We start from the raw sequence: 26,074 nt of genomic DNA, 5'->3' as shown, positions 1-26,074 counted from the left end.
GAGGTCAGAAATTCATGGTGACGGGGCCAGCGGCGTTCACACCGCTGGCCCCGTCAATCAACGCCGTTGGAGCAACAGCGCGAATCAGACAAAAGGATCGGGGTTTGGCAAGCCCAGTTGCACAGTGCCGTAACTGCGACGGTAGGCCGCCTCGTTATTGGCAATGTGGCCGCGGGCCTGATGCAAGTCGCGGAAATAACGCGCAACCGGGTTGGTGTTGTACAACCCCGACCCCGCCATTGAGCGCAACAGGTCGCTGGCGCGATCGGCGCACACGTTGGTGACGTGCGACGACTGGTAGCGATACAGCAAACGGGTTTCGACATCCGGGTATTCGCCCGCTTCCGCTAACGCCAGCAAATGGCTGTAGTTACGCAGCAGCACCAGCTTGAGCGAGTCCACCGTGATAATCGCTTCGGCCACAGCCGCTTGAGCTGCTGGGTCTTCCGCCGTTTTGGCGCCGTGTTTGCCAATGTGTTTGGCTGCGTTGTCACAGAATTCGTTGATTGCGCCTTGCAAGGCACCAATGGCCGAGGTAGACACCGCACGTACAAACACTTGAGCGAATGGAATCGAATACATGGGGTTGGTGTTGATCAAACGACCCGGTGTGGCTTCAACGCTGTAGTTGTTGGTGCGCTGCACACGGTGTGCTGGCACAAACACGTCTTCAACCACGATGTCGTGGCTACCACTGCCACGCAGGCCCACCACGTCCCAGTTTTGCTCAATGCGGTAATCGCTGGCCGGGATCAGGAAGGTGCCGTGCTCGGTAGGCCCCATTTCATCTTGCGGAACAATGCCACCCAACAAACACCATTGCGCGTGCTGGCTGCCGCTAGAAAACCCCCAGCGACCGCTGACTTGATAACCGCCCTTGACCGGTGTGACTTTGGCCACCGGCATGTAGGTCGAAGCCACCAGAGTGCTGCTGTCTTCGCCCCACACATCCCGCTGCGCCTCAAGGGGGTAGCGCGCCAACTGCCAAGGGTGAACGCCCACTACGCCATACACCCACGCGGTGGACATGCAGCCTTCGGCCAATGTCATTTGGATTTCAAAGAAGGTGCGCAGGTCGACTTCATGGCCACCCCACATTTTTGGCTGCAAGGCACGCAGCAAGCCCGCTTCCTGCAAGTCACGAATGGTTTCGTTGGGTAGTTTGCAGTCTTTGTCGGCCTGCGCCGAGCGGCTTTTTAGCGCCGGTATCAGTGCGCGCGCACGTTCAAGCAGCTCAAGCTCTATCGGACTTTTCTCTCGTGTGTGATCCATCCGTCTGTTCTCCGTCAGTCTCTCGCTGCGCGAATGCGCGGGCGGTGTAGGACGAATAATCCGACTTGGCGCAAGCGTGATCATCGTCAAAGCGGACTAGGCAGCTTAGCCGGGCAGGCGGTTAATCACGATCAAGGTTCAGCCCACCCCCGCCATTGCCTCAAACAGTGGGCAGCTTGGCCCACGCACGATCCTGTTCAAGCTGTGCGGCCAGTCGCAACAGCACGTTTTCGCCTCCTATAGGCCCGGTAAACATCATGCCGATGGGCAAGCCGTTGTCACTCATGCCCACGGGCAACGAAATCGCCGGTTGCCCACTGACATTGGCCAGCACGGTAAATGCCGCACTGCCCATAGCTTTGTGGGCGTAACTGTCCCAAGACTGGTTCAACGTCAGCAGGCCCAGTTCAGGCGTGAGGTTGGCGGTTACGGGCGAGAGGAGGATGTCGTAGGTCTGGAACTGCTGCGCCATGTAATCGCCAATGGTTTCAAACGACTGGCGTGCCCGGTACAGCCCTTCTCCGGTGACTTTTTGCGCGCGATCTAGCACCACTTGGGTAATGATTTCAAAATCTTGTGCCGTGGCTGCACGGCCCATGACTTTTTCACGATCATGCACCATTGTCAGCAACGCATCGCCAATCACCGCGCCATGTGCGCCGAACAGTTGTTGGGGATCAATCTGCAAGCGTAGCTCTTCAACGTTATGCCCCAACGCCGACAAGCGTTTGGCGGTGTCATCGAGCACCTTGGCAATGGCGGGGTCCAGCGGCGAGCCTGTCAGCGAGTCGCGCACCAGAGCGACGCGCAAGCGCCCCGGTGCAATGCCGATCTCTTCGATATACGGGCGATCCAGCGGCTGCGTCCAATAAGGGCTACCGGCTTCATGCCCTTGCCCCACATCCAGAAACAACGCCATATCGCGCACATTGCGTGACACCACATTACCCACGCTGGCCCCAAACCAGCCTTCAAATTTCCCCGGCCCGCTGGGGGTGCGGTAGCGGCCAGGTTTAAGGCCGACCAACCCACAATAAGACGCCGGAATACGAATCGAGCCGCCGCCATCCGTGGCATGGGCCACAGGCACAATACCCGCGGCGACAGCCGAGGCTGCGCCCCCAGATGACCCGCCTGCGCTCATGGCCAGATTCCACGGGTTGCGGGTTTGCCCCCACAACAGGGATTCAGTGGTGGTGGTTAACCCAAACTCCGGGCAGGTGGTTTTGCCAAAGGGTACCGCTCCAGCCGCCTGATAACGGGCGATCAACGTACTGGTATGCGGCGCAGCAGGCGCCTCTTTGAACAGGCGACAACCGTTACTGGTGGGTGTGCCTTCCAGGTAGGTATTGAGATCTTTGATCAGAATCGGCACCCCGGCCAAGGCGCCCGAGGCGGCTGTGCCCGCAGTCCGCCGAGCACTCAACAACGCTTGGGCATAGTCGTCGTGGCGCATATTGACCGCCTTGACCTTGGGGTTAACCTCATCACACCGCGCCATCGCAGCGGCCAGCAGTTCTTCGGGGCGTAGCTCACCGGCACGCACTGCGCGGGCCATGTCCCAGGCGTCCATCGCGCCATAGTCTTGAGCACTAACCGCCACGCCACTGGCGGCACTGGCAAACCGCCCAAGCACGCCCGCACCCACAGCCAATGCCCCGGCTTTGAGCACATGACGGCGCGGCCAACCGCTTGAGGCCTGAGGGTGATCGGATGGGACTTGTGGGGTAACTGCCGACAACGAAACTGGGGTATCCAAGGCACATCTCCGATTCGATTTTTTATTGTTTTAAATAGCGGATAACCGCAAGCGCCCACTTCAATCTGCGGTGACCATCGATTGCATGGTCGGCTGGAAGTGCTCGCCATAGGGTGGCAACAGGCCCCACTCACGGCGCGGATCATGGGCCGGTGCCTTGAACACAGTGCGCATATGGCTGAATTCTAAAAACCCCTCGCGGCCGTGATAATGCCCCATGCCTGAGGCCCCCACACCGCCAAATGGCGCATCGTGCAAGGCCGCGTGCATCATCACGTCATTAATGGTCACGCCGCCTGAAATCGTGTGTTGCAACACGTACTGCTGCTCTTCGGGGCTATGCCCAAAGTAATACAGGGCCAGTGGTCGCTCGCGCCCGTTGATATCAGATAACACTTGGTCAAGCTGGTCATAGGGCAGCAACACCAGTGCTGGGCCAAAAATCTCTTCATGCAGGATCTGGCTATCGCTCGGCGGGTCGATGACCACTTGTAAAGGCCGTCGACGTTGCTCGGCATTGGCAGCCAAGGTTTGCGGGAAGCTCTCGACTCGAGCACCCCGCGCACGCGCATCTTCGACATAACCCTCAATGCGCTGCAAATGCCGAGCGTTGATTACTGCCACAACATCTGGGTTAGCATCGATCTGCGGGAACAGCTCGCCATAGGCCGCGCCCAGCACACCGATAAAGTCTTCCAGTTGCTCGCGAGGGACGTACACCAGATCTGGGTTGATGCAAATTTGCCCACCATTGTTGGCCTTGGCCACTGCAATGCTGAAAGCCGCTTTGGCCAAATCAGCCGTGCGCGAAATGATCACCGGTGATTTGCCGCCCAACTCCAGCGTCAACGGCACAAGGTTTTCAGCCGCGTTACGCATCACACTGCGTGCAACCGCCGTACTGCCGGTAAAAACCAGGTGATCGAAAGGTTGCGCAGTAAACACTTGGGCCAACTGCTCATCCCCCGTCACAACCGCAACGTCCAGCGGGTCGAACATGTCTGCAAAGGCCTGCGCCAATACGTGGGCGGTACGCGGCACCACTTCCGAAGGTTTGAGAATCGCCCGGTTGCCCGCTGCCAGTACGCACGCCAGTGGGCTGAGTACAGTGAACAAAGGTGCGTTCCACGTGCCAATAATCCCGACCGTACCTTTGGGTTGGTGCATGACCCAAGCCTTTGCGCCCATCTGATCGTAGGGCGGGAACACTTCGCGCGGCTCATCCTCCATCCAGTGCGCAAGGTGATCTCGGGCGTATTTGAGAGAGGCCAGCGAACCGAGCACGTCGTTCATTAGCGAAAAGCCTTGAGGCCGCCCCCCAAAATCAGCGTCCATTGCTTCAACCAACGGCTGCTGATAACGCACCAGCAGCTCAATGACCCGCTGGATGCGCGCCTGACGTTGGGCCGCCGTCACCGGGCCTGCGGCGATAAAAGCGGCTTTCTGTGCGGCCAATACGCTCGACAAGTGTTCGGCAGTTGTTTGGGTACAAGGCATTCAAGAGTCCTCTAAAGGGCAGTGCGCTAATGACCGTTTAGTCGATAGGCCGACGCTAGTCACTTTCCCCTCTAAAAGCCTCGTCCAATCGGACGATAATCAGCCGGATTCGTTAGTCCGTTAAGACGATGTAGCACCCTGTTCAGAAGCCAATACTGCCAGCACGAAAATTCAATCCATGAGGTTCATCATGGCAGTGCAAAGCAGTTTCGACCCGCAGGCATTCCGCACCGCGTTGGGCACCTTTACCACGGGCGTGACCATCATCACGACTCAGGCACAAGACGGCTCGCCCATCGGAATTACCGCGAACAGTTTTAACTCGGTGTCTTTAAACCCACCTCTGGTGCTGTGGAGTCTGGCCAAGTCTGCTCGCAGCCTGCCGGTATTCACCTCGGGCAAGCACTGGAACGTGCATGTGCTGTCGACCGAGCAAGAGCCGCTGTCCGGGCGCTTTGCAATGCAGGGCGAGGACAAGTTTGCCGAAATCGACCTCGACAACGGCATCAGTGAAGCGCCGCTGTTGCAAGACTGCACAGCACGCTTTCAGTGCCGCACCGCTTTTCAATACGAAGGCGGCGACCATGTGATTTTTGTTGGCGAGGTGCTGGCCTTTGATCACAGCGACCGAGCGCCGCTAGCCTTTCAAAGCGGGCAATACGCGCTGGCAACCCGCAAGCCCCGCAGCGAGTTGCGACTGGCAACCACCCCGCCACCGCCAGAATGCAGCTACACCGAAGACCTGCTCGGTTATCTACTGGGGCGCGGCCACTATCAATTACTGGATGCCCTGCACCGTTTACTGAGCAATCAGCAACTGGACGAGCACGCGTTTTTTATCCTGTCCGTGCTGTGCATTCGCGACAACCTGAGCCTGACCGAGATCAACACCTTCGTCAGTTACACCGGGCACGTGGTCACGGCCGCGAGCATGCGCTTCCTTGAACGGCAAAATCTGGTTGCCGTTGAAGGCAGCGCCCAAGAACCACGTTATGTGCTGACGGCCAATGGTCGAGAAACGTCGTTGCAGCAGCTCGCGCTGGCCAAAGCAGTTGAAGAGAGCATCTCAGCCAAACTTGGCCCCGGTGACGCTCAAGCGCTTAAGGTGTTGCTCAAGCGCTTGATTGCGGCCAGCGATCCTGGCTTGCCTGATTTGTGGGCGCCGCGTTAAGCCTTGACTATGACGAGGGTTCTGAATCACTAAGGAATAGGTTTATTTATGAACATTATTGAGCGTTTCACCCTGACTGACTCTGTGGCGGTCATCACGGGCGGCGGGCGCGGAATTGGCCGCGCGATTGCCCTAGCTTATGCCCACGCGGGGGCTGATGTGGTGCTCGCGGCACGCACCCTGAACGACGTAGAAGCCGTTGCTGAAGAAGTTCGCAGCCTAGGCCGCCGCGCCCTGGCCATCAGTTGCGACGTCACTAACACCGAGCAGCGCACCGCGTTGATCATTCAAGCCCGCGAACAGATGGGCCGCATCACCCACCTGGTGAACAACGCAGGCGGGGCCGGCCCTAATGATCCGCTGACGCTAAGCGTTGAGCGCTTTGAAGAAATCATGCGTTTTAACGTGTCCTCGGCCTATCACCTGAGCCAACTGTGCGTCCCGCACATGCGCGACGCCGGAATCGGCAACATCATCAACATCACCTCGGGCGCGGCGCGCTACGCCCAAACCCAGTTCAGCGCCTATGGCACGGCCAAGGCAGCGTTGAGTCACATGACCCGCTTGCTGGCACAGGACTTCGCTCCATTAGTGCGGGTAAACGGCATCGCCCCCGGCCCGATCCTGACCGATGCCTTGAACCGCGTGCTGCCCGTGGCAATGCGTGAAGGCATGATCAAAGCCACGCCCCTGCAAAGTCTTGGCGAAACCGAAGACATAGCAGCGGCGGCGCTGTATCTGGCTTGCCCGGCATCACGTTGGGTGACAGGCAAGATCCTGGAAGTGGACGGTGGCGCCGAGTCGAGTGTGTGGCCGGGTTGATTCAAGACTTTTAGAGTGAGCACGTATGGACACACAGTTGATTGAAGCATTGGGCGATGAGCTGTTTCACGCCTTGCGTGAGCGGCGCAGTGTGCAGCCACTGACCCAGCGTTACCCAGACTTGACGCTGGAAACGGCTTACCGGATTTCGCTGCGCTTTTTGCAGCGTCGGGAAGCCTTGGGCGAGCTGGTGGTGGGCAAAAAGATTGGCGTGACCAGTCGCGCCGTGCAAGAAATGCTCGATGTGCATCAGCCTGACTTTGGCTTTTTGACCAATCGCATGCAGGTAACCGATGACAGCGATGTGAGCTTCAACGCTCACTGTTTGGTACAGCCCCGAGCCGAGGGCGAAATTGCCTTTATTTTGGGTGAAGACCTGCATGGCACCGCCATTACCGCTGACGACGTGATGGCTGCCAGTCAATGGGTGGTGCCGTGTTTTGAGATTGTCGATTCGCGTATTGCCGATTGGAAAATCCGGATTCAGGACACCGTGGCCGATAACGCTTCGTGTGGCGTGTTTGCCCTTGGCGAGCAACGTATCGACCCGCGCGAGGTGGACCTGGCCAAGGTCGAGTTGCACCTGCTCAAAAATGGCCAACCCGCCGGCCACGGCTTTGGTTCAGCAGTACAAGGCCATCCTTGTGAGGCCGTGGCGTGGCTGGCCAATACGCTGGGCAAGTTCGACATACCGTTTCGCAAGGGCGAAATCATCCTTTCCGGGGCCTTGGCACCACTGGTGCCGGTGCAACCCGGAGATGAAGTCAGCCTGACCCTCAGCGGTCTGGGCTCTGCCCGTCTGCGCTTTGTGCCCTGACAGCGGCTTCCTATCCTCCCGTTCGAGAGCCTTCCCATGAGTAAAAAAATAAAATGCGCCCTGATCGGACCGGGCAATATCGGCACTGATCTGCTGTACAAATTACTGCGCAGTGATGTGTTGGAACCGGTGTGGATGGTGGGTATCGACGCCACCTCCGAAGGCCTGAGCCGTGCCCGCGAGATGGGCCTCAAAACCACTAGCGACGGAGTCGACGGGCTGTTACCACATGTGCTGGAAGACAACATTCAGATTGCCTTCGATGCCACTTCGGCCTATGTCCACGCTGAAAACAGCCGCAAGCTCAACGAACTGGGGGTGCTGATGATTGACCTGACCCCGGCCGCTATCGGCCCGTATTGCGTGCCTCCAGTGAATCTGAAAGCCAATCTCAAGCGCGGCGCCATGAACGTCAACATGGTGACCTGCGGCGGTCAAGCAACCATTCCGCTGGTGGCGGCAGTGTCCAGCGTACAACCGGTGAGTTATGCCGAAATCGTCGCCACGGCGGCGTCCAAATCGGTTGGCCCCGGCACCCGCAAAAACATTGATGAATTCACTCGTACCACCGCCAGTGCCATTGAGCAGGTGGGCGGTGCCAAAAAAGGCAAGGCGATCATCATCGTCAATCCGGCGGAGCCGCCGTTGATTATGCGTGACACCGTGCATTGCCTGACCGAAACCGAGCCGGACCAAGCCGCGATCAGCCTAGCGATTGCCAACATGATCGAGCAAGTTCAACAGTACGTGCCGGGGTACAAGCTGGTGAACGGCCCTGTGTTCGACGGTAACCGAGTGTCGATTTTCATGGAAGTCGAAGGCTTGGGCGACTACCTGCCCAAATACGCGGGCAACCTGGACATCATGACCGCCGCTGCCGCCCGTACGGCTGAAATGTTTGCTGAGGAGATCCTCAAGGGCGAACTGCAACTCAAAGCCTCATCCCCGCAACCTGCCCTCGTATAAGGAGTTGATCATGGATCTTCGCGGCAAAAAAATTACCGTGCATGACATGTGCCTGCGCGACGGCATGCACCCCAAGCGTCATCAGATCAGCCTGCAACAAATGAAAGACATCGCCTGCGGGCTTGATGCGGCGGGTGTGCCCCTGATTGAAGTGACCCACGGCGACGGATTGGGCGGCAGTTCAGTGAACTACGGTTTCCCGGCACATACCGATGAGCAATACCTGTCGGCCGTGATCCCGATGATGAAGCAAGCCAAGGTGTCGGCCCTGTTGCTACCGGGTATCGGCACCGTCGATCACCTGCAAATGGCCTATGAGCTGGGGGTTAATACCATCCGTGTGGCCACCCATTGCACCGAAGCGGATGTGTCGGAGCAGCACATCGCTTACGCGCGCAAGCTGGGCATGGATACCGTGGGCTTTTTAATGATGGCGCATATGAACAGCCCCGAGGGCTTGGTCAAGCAAGGCAAGCTGATGGAGAGCTTCGGCGCCAACTGCATTTACCTGACCGACTCTGCGGGTTACATGCTGCCCCACGACATCAAGGCCCGAGTGGCCGCCATGCGCGCAGCGCTGCACCCAGACACTGAAATCGGCTTTCACGGCCATCACAACCTGTCGATGGGCGTTTCAAACTCCATCGCTGCGATTGAAGCTGGCGCCACCCGGATTGACGCAGCAGCCGCAGGCTTGGGGGCTGGGGCGGGTAACACTCCCATGGAAATTCTGGTGGCTGTATGTGATCGCATGGGCATCGAAACCGGGGTTAGCGTGTTTGGCATTCAAGACGTGGCCGAGGATCTGGTGGTGCCGATTATGGACTTCCCTATCCGCAGTGACCGCGATGCGCTGACGATGGGGTATGCCGGGGTGTACGGCTCGTTCCTGTTATTCGCCAAACGCGCCGAGAAAAAGTACGGCGTACCGGCCCGGGAGATTCTCGTGGAAATGGGACGCCGCGGCATGGTCGGAGGTCAGGAAGACATGATCGAAGACACTGCCATGACCCTGGCCCGCCAACGGGCGTAAGCCACGTGACTAGCCAAGGCGCTGGCGCATTGCGCGTCAGCGCCTTTGTCGTTTTTAGGTGATTGGGAAGCTCATTATGTCCACTACTCAGGTCGGCTGGCGCAGCCACGGGTTGCTGTTATTGCTGGCCGTTGTGTTTGCCGACAACTTTGTTGGGCGCCAGATTCTGGCGGTCATGATTGAGCCCATCAAAAACGAATTCGGGGTCAGCGATACCGCGATGGGGCTGATTTCCGGGCTGGCCTTTGCCGGTGTCTACGCGCTGCTAGGGTTGCCAGCCGGGCGCTTGGCTGATCGCATGTCGCGCACCCGCTTGCTGGCGATGTCCTGTCTTTTATGGGCTGTGGCAACAATGGCGTGTGGTCTGGCAGGCAGCTTTTTGGTATTGGCGCTGGCGCGCATGGCCGTTGCTGTGAGTGAGGCCCCTACCACCTCGGCTTCGATGTCGATTATTGCCGACTTGTACCCGCCCCACCGACGCTCATTTGCCATTAGCTGCTTCACCGCAGCACCGACCTTTTCGGCCGTTATTGGCCTGAGCCTTGGCGCTTGGGTGGTCGAGCAGTATGGCTGGCGCACAGCGTTTATCGTGATTGGCTTGCCCGCGTTGTTGTTTTCAAGCTTGCTGGGTTTTGTGGTCAAAGACCCCGCCCGAGGCCGCTGGGACCTGGCCAATGCTCATGCAGAGCATCCGTTGCAAAGCATGAGCCATGAAGCGCGCAAGCTCTGGGCATTACCGGCTTTCCGCTGCCTGATCATGGCCGGTGGTTTGACCACACTCAGCTCGTATGCCATCGGCATGTGGAACACCAGCTTTCTGGTGCGCTCCCATGGCTTATCACTGCAACACGCCGGTTTGTTGGCGGGAGTTGTGGGCGGTGGTTTTGCCGGGGTGGGCGGGTTATTCAGCGGTTGGCTGAGCGATCACCTGACACCGCGCAACCCGCATTGGCAAGTGGGCATTCCAATCATTGGGCATTTGGCCGCAACCCTAGCCCTGTTCGCCTACCTGCTGTGGCCCAACACGGTCTGGACACACTGGGCAGGGGTTCCCATTCCCAGTTCGATGCTCTGGTGTGCGCTTTATAGCTTTTTCGTGGTGTGGTGGGTGGCCCCGTCTTATAACTTGGTCACCCAATTAGTCCCAGCCAACCGTCGAGGCACGGCAATGGCCTTGCAGACCATTATTTCAACGCTGCTGGGTATCGGCGTCGGCCCTTTGCTGGCCGGGTTGTTCAGTGATGCGCTGCAACCGTTGTTTGGCGTTGAATCGTTGCGTTATGGGTTGCTGCTGGTGTGTTTGCCTGTGGTTGGCGCCATTGTGTTGCTAATTCGCGCCTCAACCCACGCCAGCCACATTGGCTACCTTCACGCAGCCCCGAGCACCTAATGAAGCTTGCTCAGCGCGGGTCGTTGGAGCGAGCAAAAAAATCGTCAATAAACCATTGGGTCAGCGCATTGGATGACAGTTCGGCACGACGCCCGGGGCTCAGTGCAAAGCTCTGCCCTGCCCATAAGTTGATGAAGTCGCCACTGCCTGTTGGCTCAGATTTGGCCTTGAGTGGCAACAACACCCCGCCCGCCAAAGGAAACGCAGGGGCCAAAGGGTTGATCGGCCCCAGTTCACGCATCACGCGGTTAACGATGCCGCGTGCAGGCCGCCCAGTAAACAGGTTGGTCAGCGCGGTATCACTCGAACCGGCCTCGCGCAGGGCGCGGTAATGGGGCTGAGCCAGTTTGGCCTGCGGGCAAAACAGGTAAGCAGTACCGATTTGCACGGCACTTGCACCCAAGGCAAATGCCGCCGCTATCCCACGCGCATCGGCGATGCCGCCCGCTGCAATCACCGGCACTGATACCGCATCAACAATCTGCGGGACTAAAGCCAATGTTCCTAGCTGAGTGTTCAACTCACTGCTTAAAAACATGCTCCGGTGACCGCCGGCTTCAAGGCCCATCGCAATAATGGCATCGCAGCCATTGCGCTCCAGCCACTGAGCCTCTTCAACCGTGGTGGCGGAGCTGAGGATTTTCGCGCCGCTGTTTTTTACGCGAGCAACCCATTCAGGCGACGGCAGGCCAAAGTGAAAGCTGACCACTTGCGGGCGTAACTCTTCCACCAACAAACAAGTCGCTTCATCAAAGGGCGCGCGGCTCGATACCGGGGTTGGGGCATCAAAATCCACCCCCAGCTGCGTGTAATAGGGCTTAAACAGTGCCTTCCACTGCTGAGCGCGGGCCTCGTCATATTGCGGGGCTGGATGACAAAAGAAGTTCAGGTTCAGCGGCTGGTCGCAGGCATCTCGAAAGGTCTGAACCTCAGCGCGAATGGCCTCCAGACTCAGCGTGGCGCACGCCAAAGAGCCCAGCCCACCCGCCTTGGCAACGCCAATCATCATCTGTGCGCCAGCACCTAGCATAGGCGCCTGAATAATTGGCGCGCTGATACCCACCAGCTCGATAAAACGTGAATCTGGCCAGCTGTCCATACGCATCACTCCACGGTCAATAATCGGGCGTTGCATAGTAGAGGCAGGTTTGACCGGACGACAAGCGCCCGCCCGCTTCTGCGCTTATGGGTTAGCGCGTGTTGGCCAGTGCAGCAATCAAGGCGCGATCTCTGTCGTAAATATCGGGGGCAAACACAACTTTGCCGTTTTCGTCCGCTTGCGCAGTCCAGTACGTCATCAGAATGGGAACCGGTGTACCCAGCCGAAACTCATGGGTCAGGCCGGTGCTCAGCAACTGTTCGGTGCGCACTTTTTCGGCTGGGCTGACCAGCCAATCACGCAGTTCAAAAACCGACTCAACCCGCACGCAACCCGAACTGAAAGCTCTTGGGCCTTTACTGAACAGCGCTTGACTGGGCGTGTCGTGCAAATACACAGCAAACGGATTAGGGAAGCGAATCACTATTTTCCCCAATGGATTTCGTGGGCCAGCGCCCTGACGCAGAAGAATGTTGCCCGGGCGATCCCAATCAACATTGTGCGCCGCGATAGGTTGCCCGCGGCTGTCGAGCACCTGCAAGTCGTGCCTGCTCAGAAACGATTGATCACGACGAATTTGCGGCAGTTTGTCTTCACGAAAAATGGTCGGAGGGATGGTCCAGGTTGGGTTCAGGGTCAGGCGTGTCACCCTGGATTTGAGCAAAGGCGTTTGGCGATCGGCACGCCCAACTTGGGTGCGGGTTTGCCAAACGGGCATACCGTTTTGATAAACAGTCAAATGGGCGGCGGGCACATTGACCAGCAAACTGGTGGGCTCAAAATCCTGAGCCATCCAGCGAAAACGTTCCAGATTAATGCGCATCTGCTCACGCCGTACTGAGGGGCTGACGTTCATCTCTTTCAGCGTGCCCTCACCGATCACACCATCGGCTTGCAGCGAATGGCTGAGCTGAAAACTTTTTACCGCCGCCGCCAGTTCATCAGTGTAGGTATTGGCACTCAATACAGGTTGATGATTCAAGTAGCCCTCACTCAGCAACCGTTGGGCCAACGCCGGAACCCGCGCATCTTGCATACCTGGACGCAGCAAAGGGCCGCTTGGCAGGGGTTGCCATTGCGCCAAGGGTAGCTGTCGTTGCTGGGCATAAACCCGGCGCAGGTTTTTATAAAGTTCAAGAGTAGGCCGCGCCTGCTCGAAAGCCTGTGCCACGTTGTGCAGGCCCGGTTCAGCGATGGCCAGAATCTCGGCTTGCCGATCACGGGGCACTTCTGTGGCATGCCATACCGGCTCCAAACGCGACTGGTTCAAACGGCCGTAATGCAAATCCTGTAAAGCTTGCAAATAACGCTGGCTGATTTCTATATCAGCACACAGCCCATTGGCCTTAGGCAATGAATAGTGGCGCGGGTCCAGGCCATCATCCGCCAGTGTCGGTAAGGCCGACTGCAGATCGATCAAACGCCCATCGACAGACCATATCTGCTGATAGTTCTGTGCTTGATAAAACGCCTGCAACAACTGCTGTGTCGGCGCGTCCACATGCGCTGCCAAACTCGGGCACGCCTGCGGTAATTGAGTAAGCGCCAATTGGAGTGGGTTAGCGGTATCAATGGGCAACGGCTCTGCCATCGCGACCAGTGGCACAGCGAGCAAGGCGATGCTGAAGTAATATGCGTGTTTTTTGAACAACTGCTTAACTCCAGTCCATGAGTATCAGGTTGAAAGTCAACCGCATGCGCAGTCGCAAAACACCGTAAGGCTAGCATCTTAAACAAGGTTGCCACGGTACCGATGCGATTACAGACGCTCTATCAACAGGGGGATTTTCATCACATGCTGACCTTTTTTCGCCGGCTTTGTCTGGCAGTTACAGCCTTGGGCGCCATCTGCAGCCCGGCGTACGCCGCTAATGCTTCTAGCCCTTTACTGCTCAACAGCCTGTCCCAGGCGGCTCCAGAACTCAATCCCCAAGCATTAAAAAGTGCCTTAAGCGCCATGCAGTGCGCCGTCAATAATGGCGCCCAACAGGCACAGCACCTAGCTGTTATTGATTACTCGCAACCCTCCACAGCACGCCGTTTGTGGATTTTCGATTTGACGAAAAAGAAGCTGGTACTGCGTGATCTAGTCGCTCACGGGCAAAAGTCCGGCGAAAATTTTGCCACTCAATTCTCAAACAGCGAAGGCAGCTTCCAGTCCAGCCTTGGTTTGTTCCGCACCCAAGAAAGCTACAACGGCAGCCACGGTTATTCGTTACGCATGGACGGTCTGGAGCCCGGTATTAATGACCGCGCCCGTGAACGGGCCATCGTTATTCACGCTGCTGACTATGTAAATCCGCTATGGAGTGAACGTCAGGGGCGCATCGGCCGCAGCCTGGGCTGCCCGGCTGTGCGACCACAAGTGGCGCGTCAGGTGGTCGATAAACTCAAGGACGGTCAATTCATGTTTGCCTGGTATCCAGACCAACGCTGGCTAAAATCCTCGACCTACCTCAACTGCCAACCACGTTTGGTGGCCAGCAGGGTTACGACCAAAGGCAGATGAGTTGAACACTGGGCCTTACGTTACCCCTCGCTCAACCTTAGGCTTTATATGCTCAAACGCCCGCCCTGCATAGCAGTGCCGGCGTTTGAGCCTTACGGCGCCACAAGCACCGGTAAAACGAATCAGCCGTTGTACTTCATACCCTCCCGATAAGTCAGTTGTTCCATCAATTGCGCCTCACGGCTTTTTTGCTCGGCGGCAAGGGCTTCGATCCGCGCAAAATACGCGCCTTCAAGCTCTGGAAAATCGTCCTCAACCCGTGCCCTTTCGCTCTGAAAGGTGGCATTGAGTTCAGCAAACTCTGAGGCGTACGCCTCGTGTAACCACGCGATCCAAGAATCCCGGCTCACCATGTTGGCCAAAAACGTAGGGCTGTCCTGACTGGCCAGCACTAAGCCTTCAACATTCAGCAGCTCGTCCTCTGTCACCGCGGCCGCTGTGCGATAAAGCATGCGTGCGGGGGGCAACGGTAGATCCAGGCGCTCGGCCAACCTCAAGCGATACGCTAAACGAACTTCAGCCTGATCCCTGCCGCCGGCATTGATCCGAGCGAGACGATCGACTTCATCCAAACGAAAGAACCTGCGCATCAGACGGTACAAGTTTGGCCCCCGCTCCAGCGCTGGAATGTCACGCAGCGTATCGATGGCAAATACTTGAACCTCCATCTGATTGAACTCCAAGCGCACACCGTCCCCACAGGTTCGGCTGGCAATCGCCTCTTGCGCCATCGTATTGAGCAGTTGGCGCAACTGCGGATCTTTTGCAGCAGCCCCCAGCACATGCCATACCCGTTGGCCCAATGCAGCCCGGCCTCTCAGGTAGTCAGCGGTTTCGCGCAAACGCCCAATCAAGGCCAAGAGCTGTGATGCATCACCGGCCGACTCCACCTGCCCCCACACGGCCTGTTGCTCAAGGCGCTCCTGCGCGGTCCCTTCAAGCCACTGATCGACGCTTGCTGGAGTCGCAAACTCGGCTCCAGTAGCCCCGTGGCTGTGATGACTGGATTCGGAATCATATTCAATGTTCGATCCTTGCTCCCCCTCTGACTCTCCCGAGGACCATGCACGTTCGGGAGGCATTGCGCGAATATCGGCGGGCAAGTCCATATAAAAGCCAAAGGATCGAAAATTGTCACGTTCACTGGTATGGGCACGGATCATTGTGTCGCGCGACAGAGGGTTACCGCCCAGCGAGATTTCGGTATGCGCGGCTTCATTACGTCGATTTCTGACGATGTCTTCGGGCAGTTCCGTCAGTTGATTTCCTTCAAGCGACAGCACATCAATACTGCCCGGCAAAAGAGAGTCAAGCCAATGAGGCCAAGCACTGATGCCTACGTTATCCAACGTCAAGGTTTCCCAATGACGGTCAAGAGCTGGCGAGAAGGTGATTTCACCTAACGTGTTGTCGCTTAAATCCAAGTTCCTGACTTGCCTCAGGCTGCTTAGAGACTCCATTGAGGTTTGGTCAATCAGCATGCCTTGATCAATCAGGGCCAGCGTATTGAGATTTTCCAGTTCGCCCAACACCTGAGGAGGCGCGGTCATAGGCAAACTATGCCCCACCATCGTCAGGTTTTTGAGTTCTGAAAATCTGGACAAAAAAACATTTAACTGCTGGTTATCGGTCACTACATTTCGCAGGAACAGACCACTGGTGTTGCGATAGAACGTCTCGGGTAAATGTTGAGGAAACTCTGCAAGCACGACCGAATCAATAAGAATCGCGCGTGAAGCACGACCTGCCACACTGCCGCGCCAGTGCTCAAGCAACGCCACGCCAAGCGCTTGCCGCTCGCTGATAGCTGCAGCACTCAACGGTTGGCGCGAGGTTGAGGCGTGAGCCCATTCATCGAGCACTGTTTCTATTTCAGCTTGCTCACGCAATAAAAGATCAATGCGCGAGTGAAGCTCGGCGGGTGCGCCTGGATCAATCCTGACAGCACGATGTGATGACGCTCCATACAGACTCGCTTCAATCATCTCCGTACGTGACAGTCGATTACCTTGCAGCCTGATTAGCGAAGTTGGCCCTGATTGAACATCAGTACGCATCAATTCACTCGGCAAGTTAGCAATCTGATTGTCGACTAATGACACTTCACCAATGTGATTGGGTAGCAACTCGGTGAGCCAGTCTGGCCAATGAACCAGCCCGATACGATCAAGTCCAAGTCGCCTCAAACTCAGATGAATAGGCCCCCTTACAGGGCCCAACATGCTTGAGTTCCCACTCAGATCAAGGGTTTCGAGGTACTGCATCTGACCAAAACGGTTCAGCGTTTGGGCATTAATACTCACGTTCTGATTGATCAGGCTCAGCTCCCTTAAACGAGGAAGTTGAGTACAAACCTCTCGGGGCAGGTTATGCCCCCAACTGAAGCTGGAGCGCAGCTCTGATGACACCGGATTGCTGACTTCCAATGCCGTGATGTGCGAGAAACGGCCCAAAAACCTCCCAAGCACCTCTGACTCCAGGAGTGTGCCTCCCAGCCAAGAACCTGGCTCGCCAGGATGGGCAACTACATTAGAGAGTTGCAAGCGCTCAACCCTCGAATAAAAAAACTCAGGAAGTTGCCCGGGAAAATCACCCAATTGCACGTCCTCCAGGCGCAAGGCCACACCAGAAGGCGCACCGGGAAAATTGATAGCTTGCCAATGTTGAAGAATGGCCTCACCGATTCGTGACCAACTTTGCATCCTGTTATCCGTTGGATTTAACAGTTCACTGGATGTCAGGGACCATTGGTCGAGGCTGATACGCAGTGCCCGACGCTCATCGTAAAGCACATCGAGCCGAGCCCTGATATCTGCATTGGACATCCCTTCGCGACGAAAGCCCGCCAGTACGTCCTGTGCCAAACCGGCGTTCAGTTCAAGCAAGCTGATGCGGTCCAAAAAGTAATCGTCACTGACAAACTCAGGCAATTGCCCCCTACCGCTCAAGAAATAGCCCAATCGGCCTTGTTTCATCCGCTCAGGCAGGTTGAACTTGAGCCGGGTGGTGCGCATGCCAAGAAGGCGCGATGCCTGCTCGCGATCCGTCATGGCTAGTTTTGCCAACGCGGCGTTCAGTTCGGGGCCTTGCCCGACGTGTGGAAAACCCAAGGCCCTGCGTGATGGATCAGGCAGGGCGTGAAGGATTGAATCGCATAGGTTATTCCCCACTTTGTGGATGCCATTAAGCTCATTACCCAAGGCATCTAATGCCTGGTAACGACCATTGGATTTGACCAGGATTTTAAAATCAGTCGCAAATGGATTGCCGATGCTGTCCAGCAACGCACCTCGCGGTGAACCTTGGCGCACGTCAAGCCGTACATGCCCACTCCAGCCGGGGAGTTTCTCCAGCAGGCGCAGGCTGAGGGTTTCGGTGTCAGCGTTGATCACAGAGTCCAAATAAAAGCCCTCAAATGCGCGATTCAGCCGAGTTTGGCGTTGCTGCCATACAGCCGCTTCGCTGATATGCATCGGAATACGGTCTGCGCCGAGAAAATCAGGCATTTCCTCTGGGGTTAAGCTGGCCACTAAGTCTTCTGCAACAGCTGTTGGCAGAGTAGGAAACTGGCGTTGTATTAACTGAACTTGTGGATCGTCCGATACTTCACTGGCAGCGTATTGCTGCTCGAAAAGCTCGGCGCGCGTGTTGCCAGATCGCTCAATGGGAGTATTTTCAAGACGCGCATCCAGCTGAAAACGCTTGACCGTGTCGTGCAGTTGCCCCGGCGGGATGGCGCTGTGTTCGTGAACCTGACGCAACAGCACTTCATCAACATCAACGACGCTTAATATCTGTTCTGCAGCGGTGTCCGACAAGCCCGACACCGAATGACCAAGGCGTTTGAACAACTTTTCCTTCGCCCACTCTTGAGGCGACTCCCCCGCGTGACGGAAAGCCCCTACGCCATTGTGCTCAAGCGTGGGAGCAAACGAAGCATCTGGATAAGGATGTTTGATCTGCCATTTATTCAAAGTCTTGTTAAGCGTGACTTCGTACTGGCGCGAATCAATGCTCAGGTACTTTTTCCCATTCTGCTCAAACACGCCGCTGAGGTCGGTGCGGGCGTCACTGGGCACTTCAATGTTCGATTGAAACGGTTCAAGGTCAGGCTTCCACAGGCGTACCCGGCCATTGCCAAGCGTGATAGGCACCACCTGCCCTACAAAGTTGTTGCTGGTGATGGGCGGTGGTTCGGGAGGTATGGCGCCGTGAGCAGCCGTGGCAAGAGCGGCCATGAACGCAATGTTCGCTCCGGCGCTGAGTAGATGATCAAAACCTTCTTCAAAGTCGCCATCAGAAATATCCTCAAGGCCGTGATACACCTCGCCCACTAATTCAACCGTGGCGTACACCATCATTATCTGGCCAAGCACTGGCACCAAAAACGAAGCGACATTGGCGATATTCATGCCAATAGAGAACCAGGCCTGTAAACGCTCCTGACGGCTTTTGGCGTCTTCGTCCTCCGTCGGCACCGCCACAAATCTCGCATTGTCCTTGATCAAATCAATCTGCTGCCTATAAAACCTTGGGAGCAGTTCCTCGTCTATCGGCCAGGTTTCTAAACGCAGATCGGCATTATGATCGGGCGCGTGGTGCCATAAGCCCTTGGTGAACCAATCACCGTCCGTGGGAACCAGCTTAAGCAAGTGCCGGTTTAACTGACTGAAAAACTGCGCCCTGACCCGCTCCCCCATAAGCCGGGCAAAAAATACCTTATAGGATTTGCTCATCAAGCGACTGCGCAGGTCATCCTCAAGTTCAGTCCGGGTGGCGAACTCTTTAAAGGGTGTACGTGGGTCTTGGGCAACATAGAGCACCAGTGGAACTTGAGTGAGTGTCCAGGTCGCTCGTGGTTTGATAATGACAACACGCGGAATTTCGACTCCAAACAGTTGTATGTATTCGAACGCGACCGGCAAATCATTGAACATCGCGTTAGAACCACGCTTAATCACATCCAGCACCGCCGCCAGGGCTGATGCACTGATATCTTTGCGTAAACACGCGGCCCGGGCATACAGCTCCATATCTGCTTGGTCGTTAGCAGTGATGATTTTTTGGACACTGTGTCGCGGGCCAGCCGGCGAATCTCCCGGCGGTAAGGCTGGCTGCAGCACATCGTGTAGGTGATCCTGATATTTCCTGCCGATATTCAAGTGTCGGCAAAGGTCAGCGAAGTCTTCGGGCCGAATGCTTTTGGGGTGTTTCCCCGCAGCACCTTTATTGATCGAGGCAACGTTCGGAAACCCGCCACTACTAGACTCTGCACGTTCAAAGTTATGCAGAGCGGCTTCCAGCAAGGTCAACCGCGTAGCAGGCCCAGTAGCACCGCTGGGCCTGGTCGTGGGATGAAACAACGTGTCGGTGTCAGGCTCTAATCCTGGCCCAAAGCGGGCGTCCAACGCTTGTTGCAACAGAGGTCTGGCGAAATCGGACAGGCCTTTAAGAGGTTTGAGCCGCTGTTTCAGCTCGGCCCTTGCGCGTCTACTGGCCCGTAACGCACGCCTGTAGCCCTCGAGGTCTTCGGCCGAAGCCTGGCTGAAAGCATTGGGCAAATTCTTTTGAATGACACGCAGCCCCGGGTCTGTCTCAAACTGTTGCTGCAATTGTTGGAGTTTGGACGATTCAGCAAGTGCTGTGATGTGTGACTCATCTGATGTAACGATCATGGGCAATATCCTTATTGCTGGTGAATAAGGAGCGACGTTACACCGACTGCACTGGGAAAAAGCGTATATAGATATGACCTTTATTACTCTGCGCGAACCGCTGGCCCCTCATTACTACCAGCCTTCAACACGCCAGTTCATCAAGCCAATCCAAAAAAAATTAATGTTTTTTCACATTTACGTGGCTATAGTGGCCGCCCTTGTTGGGGAGTAGCCTGCTCTTGACCACGGTTAAAGAGCGTTCGCATCAACATTCTCGGCTGCAAGCCGTGGTGCGAACACCTTCTGGTTGGCGAGACCAACGATGCATCCATGCCTAAAGTCGGGCGCGTGGCTGTGTCGTTGACTCATAGCCCGACTGGACGTTAACCGTGAACCCGATCTCCCTCATCTTCCTCGCTCTGGCCATGTCGACGGACGCTTTCGCAGCGGCCATTGGTAAGGGCGCGAGCCTGCACAAACCGCGTTTTATCGAAGCCCTGCGTACCGGCCTGATCTTTGGGGTGATTGAAACCATCACCCCAATTGTGGGCTGGGGGATTGGCCAAGTCGCCACCCAATACGTTGAGGCATGGGATCACTGGATTGCGTTCACGCTGCTTTTAGTGCTGGGTTTGCACATGATCCATAACGGTATGAAGCCCGAAGAGGCAGAAGAAGATAAACCCAACCAGCATTCCTTTCTCATACTGGCTGTCACCGCCTTTGCCACAAGTATTGATGCGCTGGCCGTAGGTGTCGGGCTCGCGTTTGTGAACGTAAACATCTTGGTTGCCGCTGCAGCTATTGGCTTGGCCACGACCGTTATGGTCACTATTGGTGTGATGTTGGGCCGTGTACTCGGCACCGTAGTAGGTAAGCGCGCAGAGGTCATCGGCGGCGTTGTCTTGATGATCGTCGGTGCCACAATTCTTTATGAGCATCTGTCAGCAGTGTGACCAACACATTGTCTGCACCATGATATGGGGATGACTCATTAATGGCTCCCATTCATCCATAAAGACAAAACCTTGCTTTAGGTAAAAGCTGGCGGCTCTTGCATTCTCCGGGGATACATCTAGGTAGACGTGCTTATGCCCCAGCTGCAACGCGCGAGACTTAAGCGCATCAACCAAACGCGCTGCTGCGCCAGAGCCCCTTGATTGGGGCTCGATCCACATACCTATCAGGTTGTAGCGGTTCATTTCACTCACCCCGGCGCCGACCATCCCTATAGGCTCACCACACTTAATGGCTAACCAAAACTGCGTCCTAGTTTCTGGCGAGGCACGCTCCCTCCATTGCTCGTCAGTGTAATCAACCGCCGTGTGATGACTCACGCCAAATGCTGTCGGTGTGTCTAAAAGCGCTGCAAGCCGAACCTGTTTTAATAGCATCCAGTCTTCTGTTTGTGCCAATCGAATGTCCATGCCTGTCCTTAGCGAGAATGCCACTTGCGTTGAGTGCAAAAAAACTACCCTTTCCTGTTAAGACGCATATTGGCGGGCGCCCTAGGGATCTGGTTGAAGACTTTAAGCTGATATCATTCGCGAAATCAAAATCCCGAGTACAACCTATGAACCGTCAGAAAAAAATAAAGCAGTTACTAAAAGCTCATGCAAAAAAGGCCAGTGCTAAATTGGCACCGCGCCGCAAGTCTACGTACGTCAGTAAAGCTGACCGTTTGAAATTGGCTACCGATACCAGCCCTGAGCCGATCATCACCCCTGAGAACTGATCTTTAAAGCTCAAACTCTCGCAGAACTCACAAACCTGTTTGGGCTTGATAGTACGTGAGACTCAGTACATGACCGCCTATCTGAGATCGCACTCCCTATTGCTCTCTTCGACGGCTAGGGACTAAACCCATTCGCTCGGCTTCGCATCGGTTAAGCAGTGCCTTACTCTGATACTTGCGGTCGAAGCTCGGACTTTGCTGATAAACTCCGTCCCATTGCGCCGTAACAGATTGGAATCGCTTGCTACTCGCCATCTTTTGTTCTCGGATCGATCGTTCCCAAGACATGCTTCATTGCTAGCTTTAGAGCTGAGGCTTGGAACATCGTTTAAAACAGCTGAATACCGTCCAAATCGCGCCCACCATCGACCGAAAAAATGAACCCCAAAACTGCTGAAACACCAGTTATAGAACGCTCAGAGCCCTCCAGAAAATTTAGCATTGCCCCTATGATGGACTGGACAGATCGCCACTGTCGCTACTTCCTGCGTTTGCTTTCCGAGCATGCGTTGCTTTACACCGAGATGGTCACGACTGGCGCTTTGTTGAACGGTGATGCTGAGCGTTTCCTACGACACGATGAGACAGAGCATCCTCTCGCGTTACAGCTAGGTGGGAGTACGCCTGCAGATTTAGCGGCTTGCGCCCGAATGGCACAAGATGCCGGCTATGACGAAGTCAATTTGAATGTCGGCTGCCCAAGTGATCGGGTGCAGAACAATATGATTGGCGCGTGCCTTATGGCGCATCCAGTACTGGTAGCAGACTGTGTGAAGGCAATGCGGGATGCCGTTTCCATTCCCGTTACAGTCAAGCACCGTATTGGTATTAACGGGCGCGATAGTTATGAGCAGTTGTGTGATTTTGTAGGTACGGTGCGTGATGCGGGCTGCCAGAGTTTCACAGTGCATGCGCGCATTGCCATTCTGGAAGGGCTTTCTCCCAAAGAAAATCGAGATATTCCGCCTCTACGCTATGACGTTGCAGCTCAGTTGAAAGCTGATTTTCCCGAGCTGGAAATCATCCTCAATGGTGGCATCAAGACCCTGGAACAATGCAAAGCACATTTGCAGGTGTTCGATGGTGTGATGCTCGGTCGTGAGGCCTACCATAACCCCTACATCCTGGCCGAAGTCGATCAACAGCTGTTTGGCTCTGCTGCCCCTGTGATTTCTCGCGCACAAGCCTTGGCGCAACTTCGCCCTTATATTGCAGCGCATATTGCTTCAGGCGGCGCCATGCATCACATCACACGGCATATTTTGGGCCTGGGTCAAGGTTTCCCTGGCGCACGCCGCTTCCGTCAGTTGCTTTCAGTTGATATTCATAAAGCTAAAGACCCCTTGGCTTTATTGGATCAAGCTGCAGAATTGCTTGAAGGACGTTAAGAACCGCGAAAACTAAAAGGGGCCGTTCATGGATGATGACGGCCCCTTTTACAGCGGTATTTTAATGACGCTCAAGCGCATTCACCAAGTCATGAAAGGCTTCGCGATTAGAGTCGTTAAGGCCCATCAAGATTTTGTGAGCCTCAAGCACTTTCACCCTGACAACTTCCTCGGACTGGTCTTGAGAAGGTAGGTCTGTCAGGCATTCGGGGCATGGAATCGGTTTGCCAATGATGTTAAACACCTGATCGAAACCCATCGACTGTAAAAGCCGGGTGATGTCTTCATGGGTGGTGACGACAGTTGGCAATAAACCCACTTTTTGTCTAGACAAAATCGACAGCTTCGCCAGCAACCCGAGAGTGGTGCTGTCAATGCTGCGGGTTTCGGTCAGGTCGATCACGATGGCTGAGAAGTTCAGCGCCGTGAAAATCCTCTCGATTGTCGCATCCAGTGCTGAACACAAGGTTAGGCGCACTTCACCTACAAACTTCAAAATGAAAGTGCCATCTTGCTCGGCAAACTGAATTCTACCGGTACTCATTTAAGATTCCTGCTCAACACCAACAGGGCGATATCATCCGGCATCTCCCCGAGCGTAGCTAATCCGAAAATCTGACGCAGACCATCCAGGCTGCCGCCTGCTGCCTTTACCAATTGAGGTAAAGCAGCTTCTTTCTCTTTGAGCGTCTGCTCAGTCAAAAGATCCAAAATCCCATCCGACATCAGCGTAAGGCTAAAGGCTGGTGGTAACGGCAGAATATGATCTTCGTAAGTTGCTTCATTAAACAGCCCGACCGGCAGCCCTCTCCCTTCAAGATAGCTCACGCTGTCAGGTGTATACAGCACCGGCAATGGAAGGTGCCCGCCAACGCTGTAGGTCAACATGCCTGTTTCTTCATCAATAACACCGCCCACCATAGTGACGTGCTTGCCCAGCTTACAATTGATCAGGCCGCGATTGATGTGCCCTAGCACCTCTGAGGGCTTGAACTCGGGCAAAGTGCCATTGCGCTTTGACTCGAATAACAGGCGGGTCGTCATAAATTTAAGCAGCACAGTCACGAACGCCGAGGAGGCGCCATGCCCGGAAACATCGGCAAGATAGAACGCAACGCGCCGCTCATCGACCCTGAAATAGTCCACAAAATCACCGGACAGATACAGAGAGGGAATGATCTGGTGCGCGAAGTTGAACTCGTCAATTGACCAAGGACTGACCGGCAGCATGTTCATCTGTACCTGACGGCCTGCATTCTGATCCTCCTGCAATAAATGCAAGCTGGCTTCGAGCTCCCGATTGGTAGATTCGAGCTTGTCTCGGTAGCGTTGGTTCTCAAGCAGTAAACGTGAGCGATCCAAAGTCCGGTGGACTGAATGCTCCAGTACGGCAAGGTCCTCAAGCGGCTTGATCAAGTAATCTGCGGCACCAAGGCGTAACGCCTCAACCACGTCGCTCATCACGCCTGCGCCCGAAATAACGATGACAGGGGTTTGCGCAGAGCGCTGTGTAACCTGACGAATCAATTCCAGGCCACCCATTTGCGGCATGCGCAAATCGCAGATCACCAAATCTGGCCGTTCTTGCTCGAACACCTGAAGACCTTCCACGCCATTACTGGCCTGAAGGATGCTGAAGCCGCTGTCTTCTAAATAGGCCGCCAAGCTGGCGCGCACTACTTCGTCGTCATCAATGATCAGCAGCGTTGCACTGGTTTTTGGCATGTGGACAAACGGCGCCAGAATTAGGTTGGCGTAGGAGCACGAATTTAAAGCGCTCAACTACTGAATTTGCTTTTGAACATCCTTGATTCAAATCGACGTTCTTGCTCGATCCTACAAAGCTGCTCGTGTAAGGCGCAGACGGTACTCCCATCCGAGGGGGGTTTCAAGCTCAGGCCGATAGCGGCCTTGGGTGTTCGGTACGATAAATTCCTGCGGGTTATAAGAACCCGGCAAACCGCTACCAAAACCAAGGTTAAACAGCCTAAAAACCACCATAAAGCCTCACTCATGAATGCAAAAAACGGCCACAAGGGCCGTTTAGTAGTGACAAATCAAGCGACTTAAAAGTCGTCTTCAACCTGTCCATCCTTGACTTTGAATTCACGGTTTTGCAGGTACGCATTACGGATAAATACGTATTTGTCGCCAGTGATCATTTTCTCGGCAGAGAGCAAGCTCGCACGGGTGTCAATCACATCCAGGCCGATTGCCATGTTACGTGCCGGAATGTCGTTCATGTAACGGTACGGTTCGGCATAGGTGTCCGGATAAATAGCGACTGCATCACGCACAGTGCTAGGGCCCAGCAGTGGCAACACAACGTAAGGACCGCTCGGCAGCCCCCAACGGCCCAGTGTTTGACCGAAATCTTCATCATTGCGTTGCAGGCCCATTTTGGTACCCACATCAAAGAAACCGCCTACGCCAATAATGGTGTTCATCAGAACACGGGCCGTATCCACACCGGCTGCGTGAGGCTTGGCTTGCAACACATCGTTGGCCAAGTTACGCACATCACCGATATTGCGGTACATGTTGTGGATGCCATCTTCCAAAAACTGCGGGGTGATGAACTGATAACCCTGAGCAATTGGTTTAAGGGCATAGGTATCAATCGTGTCGTTGAATTTAAAAATGACACGGTTGACGCCTTCCCATGGGTCATCTTCAGTGGCCGCATTGGCAGCCAATGGCAGCATGGCCACACCCGCACAGACAAACAACTGAGCTAGACGATCGTTCCAGCGCATAGCAAAAACTCCTAGATAGCACTTACACTCGGGCGCTATGCCCTGGTTATGGCCGTTAGTATAACGAGAAATGTCAGCCAGACAGCCCCCAGAAATAAACATCCTGCGGACAAAGCATTGAAATCCATTCAGACACCGCCTATCCCTGTGATAGAGGTCATGCGCATTACGCTCGACTGGATTACTCTAAAGACCCACTTGAT

20 protein-coding genes and 1 riboswitch are annotated in these 26,074 nt (G+C 55.5%); of the genes, 10 read left to right on the top strand and 10 right to left on the bottom strand.

The features are described 5' to 3' along the window. Nucleotides 1–84: 84 nt before the first annotated feature. From ACZRJQ_RS02805 to ACZRJQ_RS02795, 3 genes are all read right to left on the bottom strand, one after another. Nucleotides 85–1,272 (bottom strand): acyl-CoA dehydrogenase family protein, encoded by a 1,188-nt coding sequence (locus ACZRJQ_RS02805; RefSeq protein WP_463976875.1) that lies wholly within the window; start codon nt 1,270–1,272, stop codon nt 85–87. 160 nt (nt 1,273–1,432) lie between these two features. Further along, a complete protein-coding gene (locus ACZRJQ_RS02800; RefSeq protein WP_463976990.1) occupies nt 1,433–3,013 on the bottom strand; it encodes an amidase in 1,581 nt (526 codons plus the stop codon). A 78-nt stretch (nt 3,014–3,091) separates the two neighbouring features. After that, on the bottom strand, nt 3,092–4,528 hold the full coding sequence (locus tag ACZRJQ_RS02795) for a coniferyl aldehyde dehydrogenase (RefSeq protein WP_463976874.1): 1,437 nt from the start codon (nt 4,526–4,528) through the stop codon (nt 3,092–3,094). Nucleotides 4,529–4,718: 190 nt separating this feature from the next. Between ACZRJQ_RS02795 and ACZRJQ_RS02790 the strand changes: the two genes are divergently transcribed. The 6 genes from ACZRJQ_RS02790 to ACZRJQ_RS02765 all read left to right on the top strand — a co-directional run bounded on the left by ACZRJQ_RS02790 (nt 4,719) and on the right by ACZRJQ_RS02765 (nt 10,727). Continuing rightward, on the top strand, nt 4,719–5,699 hold the full coding sequence (locus ACZRJQ_RS02790) for a flavin reductase (RefSeq protein WP_463976873.1): 981 nt from the start codon (nt 4,719–4,721) through the stop codon (nt 5,697–5,699). A gap of 48 nt (nt 5,700–5,747) precedes the next feature. Continuing rightward, nucleotides 5,748–6,521, top strand: coding sequence for a glucose 1-dehydrogenase (locus tag ACZRJQ_RS02785; RefSeq protein ID WP_463976872.1), 774 nt, complete (start codon nt 5,748–5,750; stop codon nt 6,519–6,521). 25 nt (nt 6,522–6,546) lie between these two features. Then, nucleotides 6,547–7,338, top strand: a complete 792-nt coding sequence (locus ACZRJQ_RS02780; protein ID WP_463976871.1) for a fumarylacetoacetate hydrolase family protein — start codon at nt 6,547–6,549, stop codon at nt 7,336–7,338. A gap of 36 nt (nt 7,339–7,374) precedes the next feature. Continuing rightward, nucleotides 7,375–8,304: an acetaldehyde dehydrogenase (acetylating) gene (locus tag ACZRJQ_RS02775; RefSeq protein ID WP_463976870.1), complete on the top strand. Its 930-nt coding sequence runs from the start codon at nt 7,375–7,377 to the stop codon at nt 8,302–8,304. 10 nt (nt 8,305–8,314) lie between these two features. After that, the gene (gene dmpG, locus ACZRJQ_RS02770; protein WP_463976869.1) at nt 8,315–9,337 is read left to right on the top strand and encodes a 4-hydroxy-2-oxovalerate aldolase; all 1,023 of its coding nucleotides are present in this window, start codon (nt 8,315–8,317) and stop codon (nt 9,335–9,337) included. A 76-nt stretch (nt 9,338–9,413) separates the two neighbouring features. Further along, a complete protein-coding gene (locus tag ACZRJQ_RS02765; RefSeq protein WP_463976868.1) occupies nt 9,414–10,727 on the top strand; it encodes a spinster family MFS transporter in 1,314 nt (437 codons plus the stop codon). Between the two features lie 10 nt (nt 10,728–10,737). Here the strand turns inward: ACZRJQ_RS02765 and ACZRJQ_RS02760 are convergent, their stop codons facing one another. Beyond that, nucleotides 10,738–11,826, bottom strand: a complete 1,089-nt coding sequence (locus tag ACZRJQ_RS02760) for an NAD(P)H-dependent flavin oxidoreductase (RefSeq protein WP_463976867.1) — start codon at nt 11,824–11,826, stop codon at nt 10,738–10,740. Nucleotides 11,827–11,917: 91 nt separating this feature from the next. Beyond that, entirely contained in the window at nt 11,918–13,477 is a 1,560-nt protein-coding gene (locus ACZRJQ_RS02755; RefSeq protein WP_463976866.1) for a L,D-transpeptidase family protein, read from the bottom strand. 144 nt (nt 13,478–13,621) lie between these two features. Between ACZRJQ_RS02755 and ACZRJQ_RS02750 the strand changes: the two genes are divergently transcribed. After that, nucleotides 13,622–14,335 carry a murein L,D-transpeptidase catalytic domain family protein gene (locus tag ACZRJQ_RS02750; protein ID WP_463976865.1) on the top strand — a complete coding sequence of 238 codons (714 nt, stop codon included), beginning with the start codon at nt 13,622–13,624 and terminating at the stop codon, nt 14,333–14,335. A 122-nt stretch (nt 14,336–14,457) separates the two neighbouring features. Here ACZRJQ_RS02750 and ACZRJQ_RS02745 read toward each other — a convergent pair whose 3' ends face one another. Then, on the bottom strand, nt 14,458–19,947 hold the full coding sequence (locus ACZRJQ_RS02745; protein ID WP_463976989.1) for an NEL-type E3 ubiquitin ligase domain-containing protein: 5,490 nt from the start codon (nt 19,945–19,947) through the stop codon (nt 14,458–14,460). Nucleotides 19,948–20,208: 261 nt separating this feature from the next. Then, a riboswitch (yybP-ykoY riboswitch) is annotated at nt 20,209–20,377 on the top strand. A gap of 4 nt (nt 20,378–20,381) precedes the next feature. On the opposite strand from ACZRJQ_RS02745, the gene mntP reads away from it, so the two are divergent. Continuing rightward, a complete protein-coding gene (mntP, locus tag ACZRJQ_RS02740; RefSeq protein ID WP_463976864.1) occupies nt 20,382–20,948 on the top strand; it encodes a manganese efflux pump MntP in 567 nt (188 codons plus the stop codon). Here the strand turns inward: mntP and ACZRJQ_RS02735 are convergent. Then, on the bottom strand, nt 20,937–21,419 hold the full coding sequence (locus ACZRJQ_RS02735; RefSeq protein WP_463976863.1) for an N-acetyltransferase family protein: 483 nt from the start codon (nt 21,417–21,419) through the stop codon (nt 20,937–20,939). The genes mntP and ACZRJQ_RS02735 overlap by 12 nt on opposite strands. Before the next feature lie 146 nt (nt 21,420–21,565). Between ACZRJQ_RS02735 and ACZRJQ_RS02730 the strand changes: the two genes are divergently transcribed. Continuing rightward, on the top strand, nt 21,566–21,727 hold the full coding sequence (locus tag ACZRJQ_RS02730; protein ID WP_463976862.1) for a DUF2986 domain-containing protein: 162 nt from the start codon (nt 21,566–21,568) through the stop codon (nt 21,725–21,727). 377 nt (nt 21,728–22,104) lie between these two features. Next, complete coding sequence (gene dusA / locus ACZRJQ_RS02725; RefSeq protein WP_463976861.1) at nt 22,105–23,115, top strand: tRNA dihydrouridine(20/20a) synthase DusA; 1,011 nt, start codon at nt 22,105–22,107, stop codon at nt 23,113–23,115. Between the two features lie 61 nt (nt 23,116–23,176). Here the strand turns inward: dusA and rssC are convergent, their stop codons facing one another. The 3 genes from rssC to ACZRJQ_RS02710 form a co-directional block, all read right to left on the bottom strand. Then, nucleotides 23,177–23,659, bottom strand: coding sequence for an anti-sigma factor antagonist RssC (gene rssC, locus ACZRJQ_RS02720; protein ID WP_463976860.1), 483 nt, complete (start codon nt 23,657–23,659; stop codon nt 23,177–23,179). Then, nucleotides 23,656–24,840: a two-component system response regulator RssB gene (gene rssB, locus ACZRJQ_RS02715; RefSeq protein WP_463976859.1), complete on the bottom strand. Its 1,185-nt coding sequence runs from the start codon at nt 24,838–24,840 to the stop codon at nt 23,656–23,658. Before rssB ends, rssC begins: the two co-directional genes overlap by 4 nt. Before the next feature lie 341 nt (nt 24,841–25,181). Continuing rightward, entirely contained in the window at nt 25,182–25,871 is a 690-nt protein-coding gene (locus tag ACZRJQ_RS02710) for an MlaA family lipoprotein (protein WP_463976858.1), read from the bottom strand. Between the last annotated feature and the right edge of the window lie 203 nt (nt 25,872–26,074).

It is taken from the genome of Pseudomonas sp. E315 (assembly GCF_055406205.1).
This window is presented reverse-complemented; position numbering and strand designations above follow the sequence as displayed.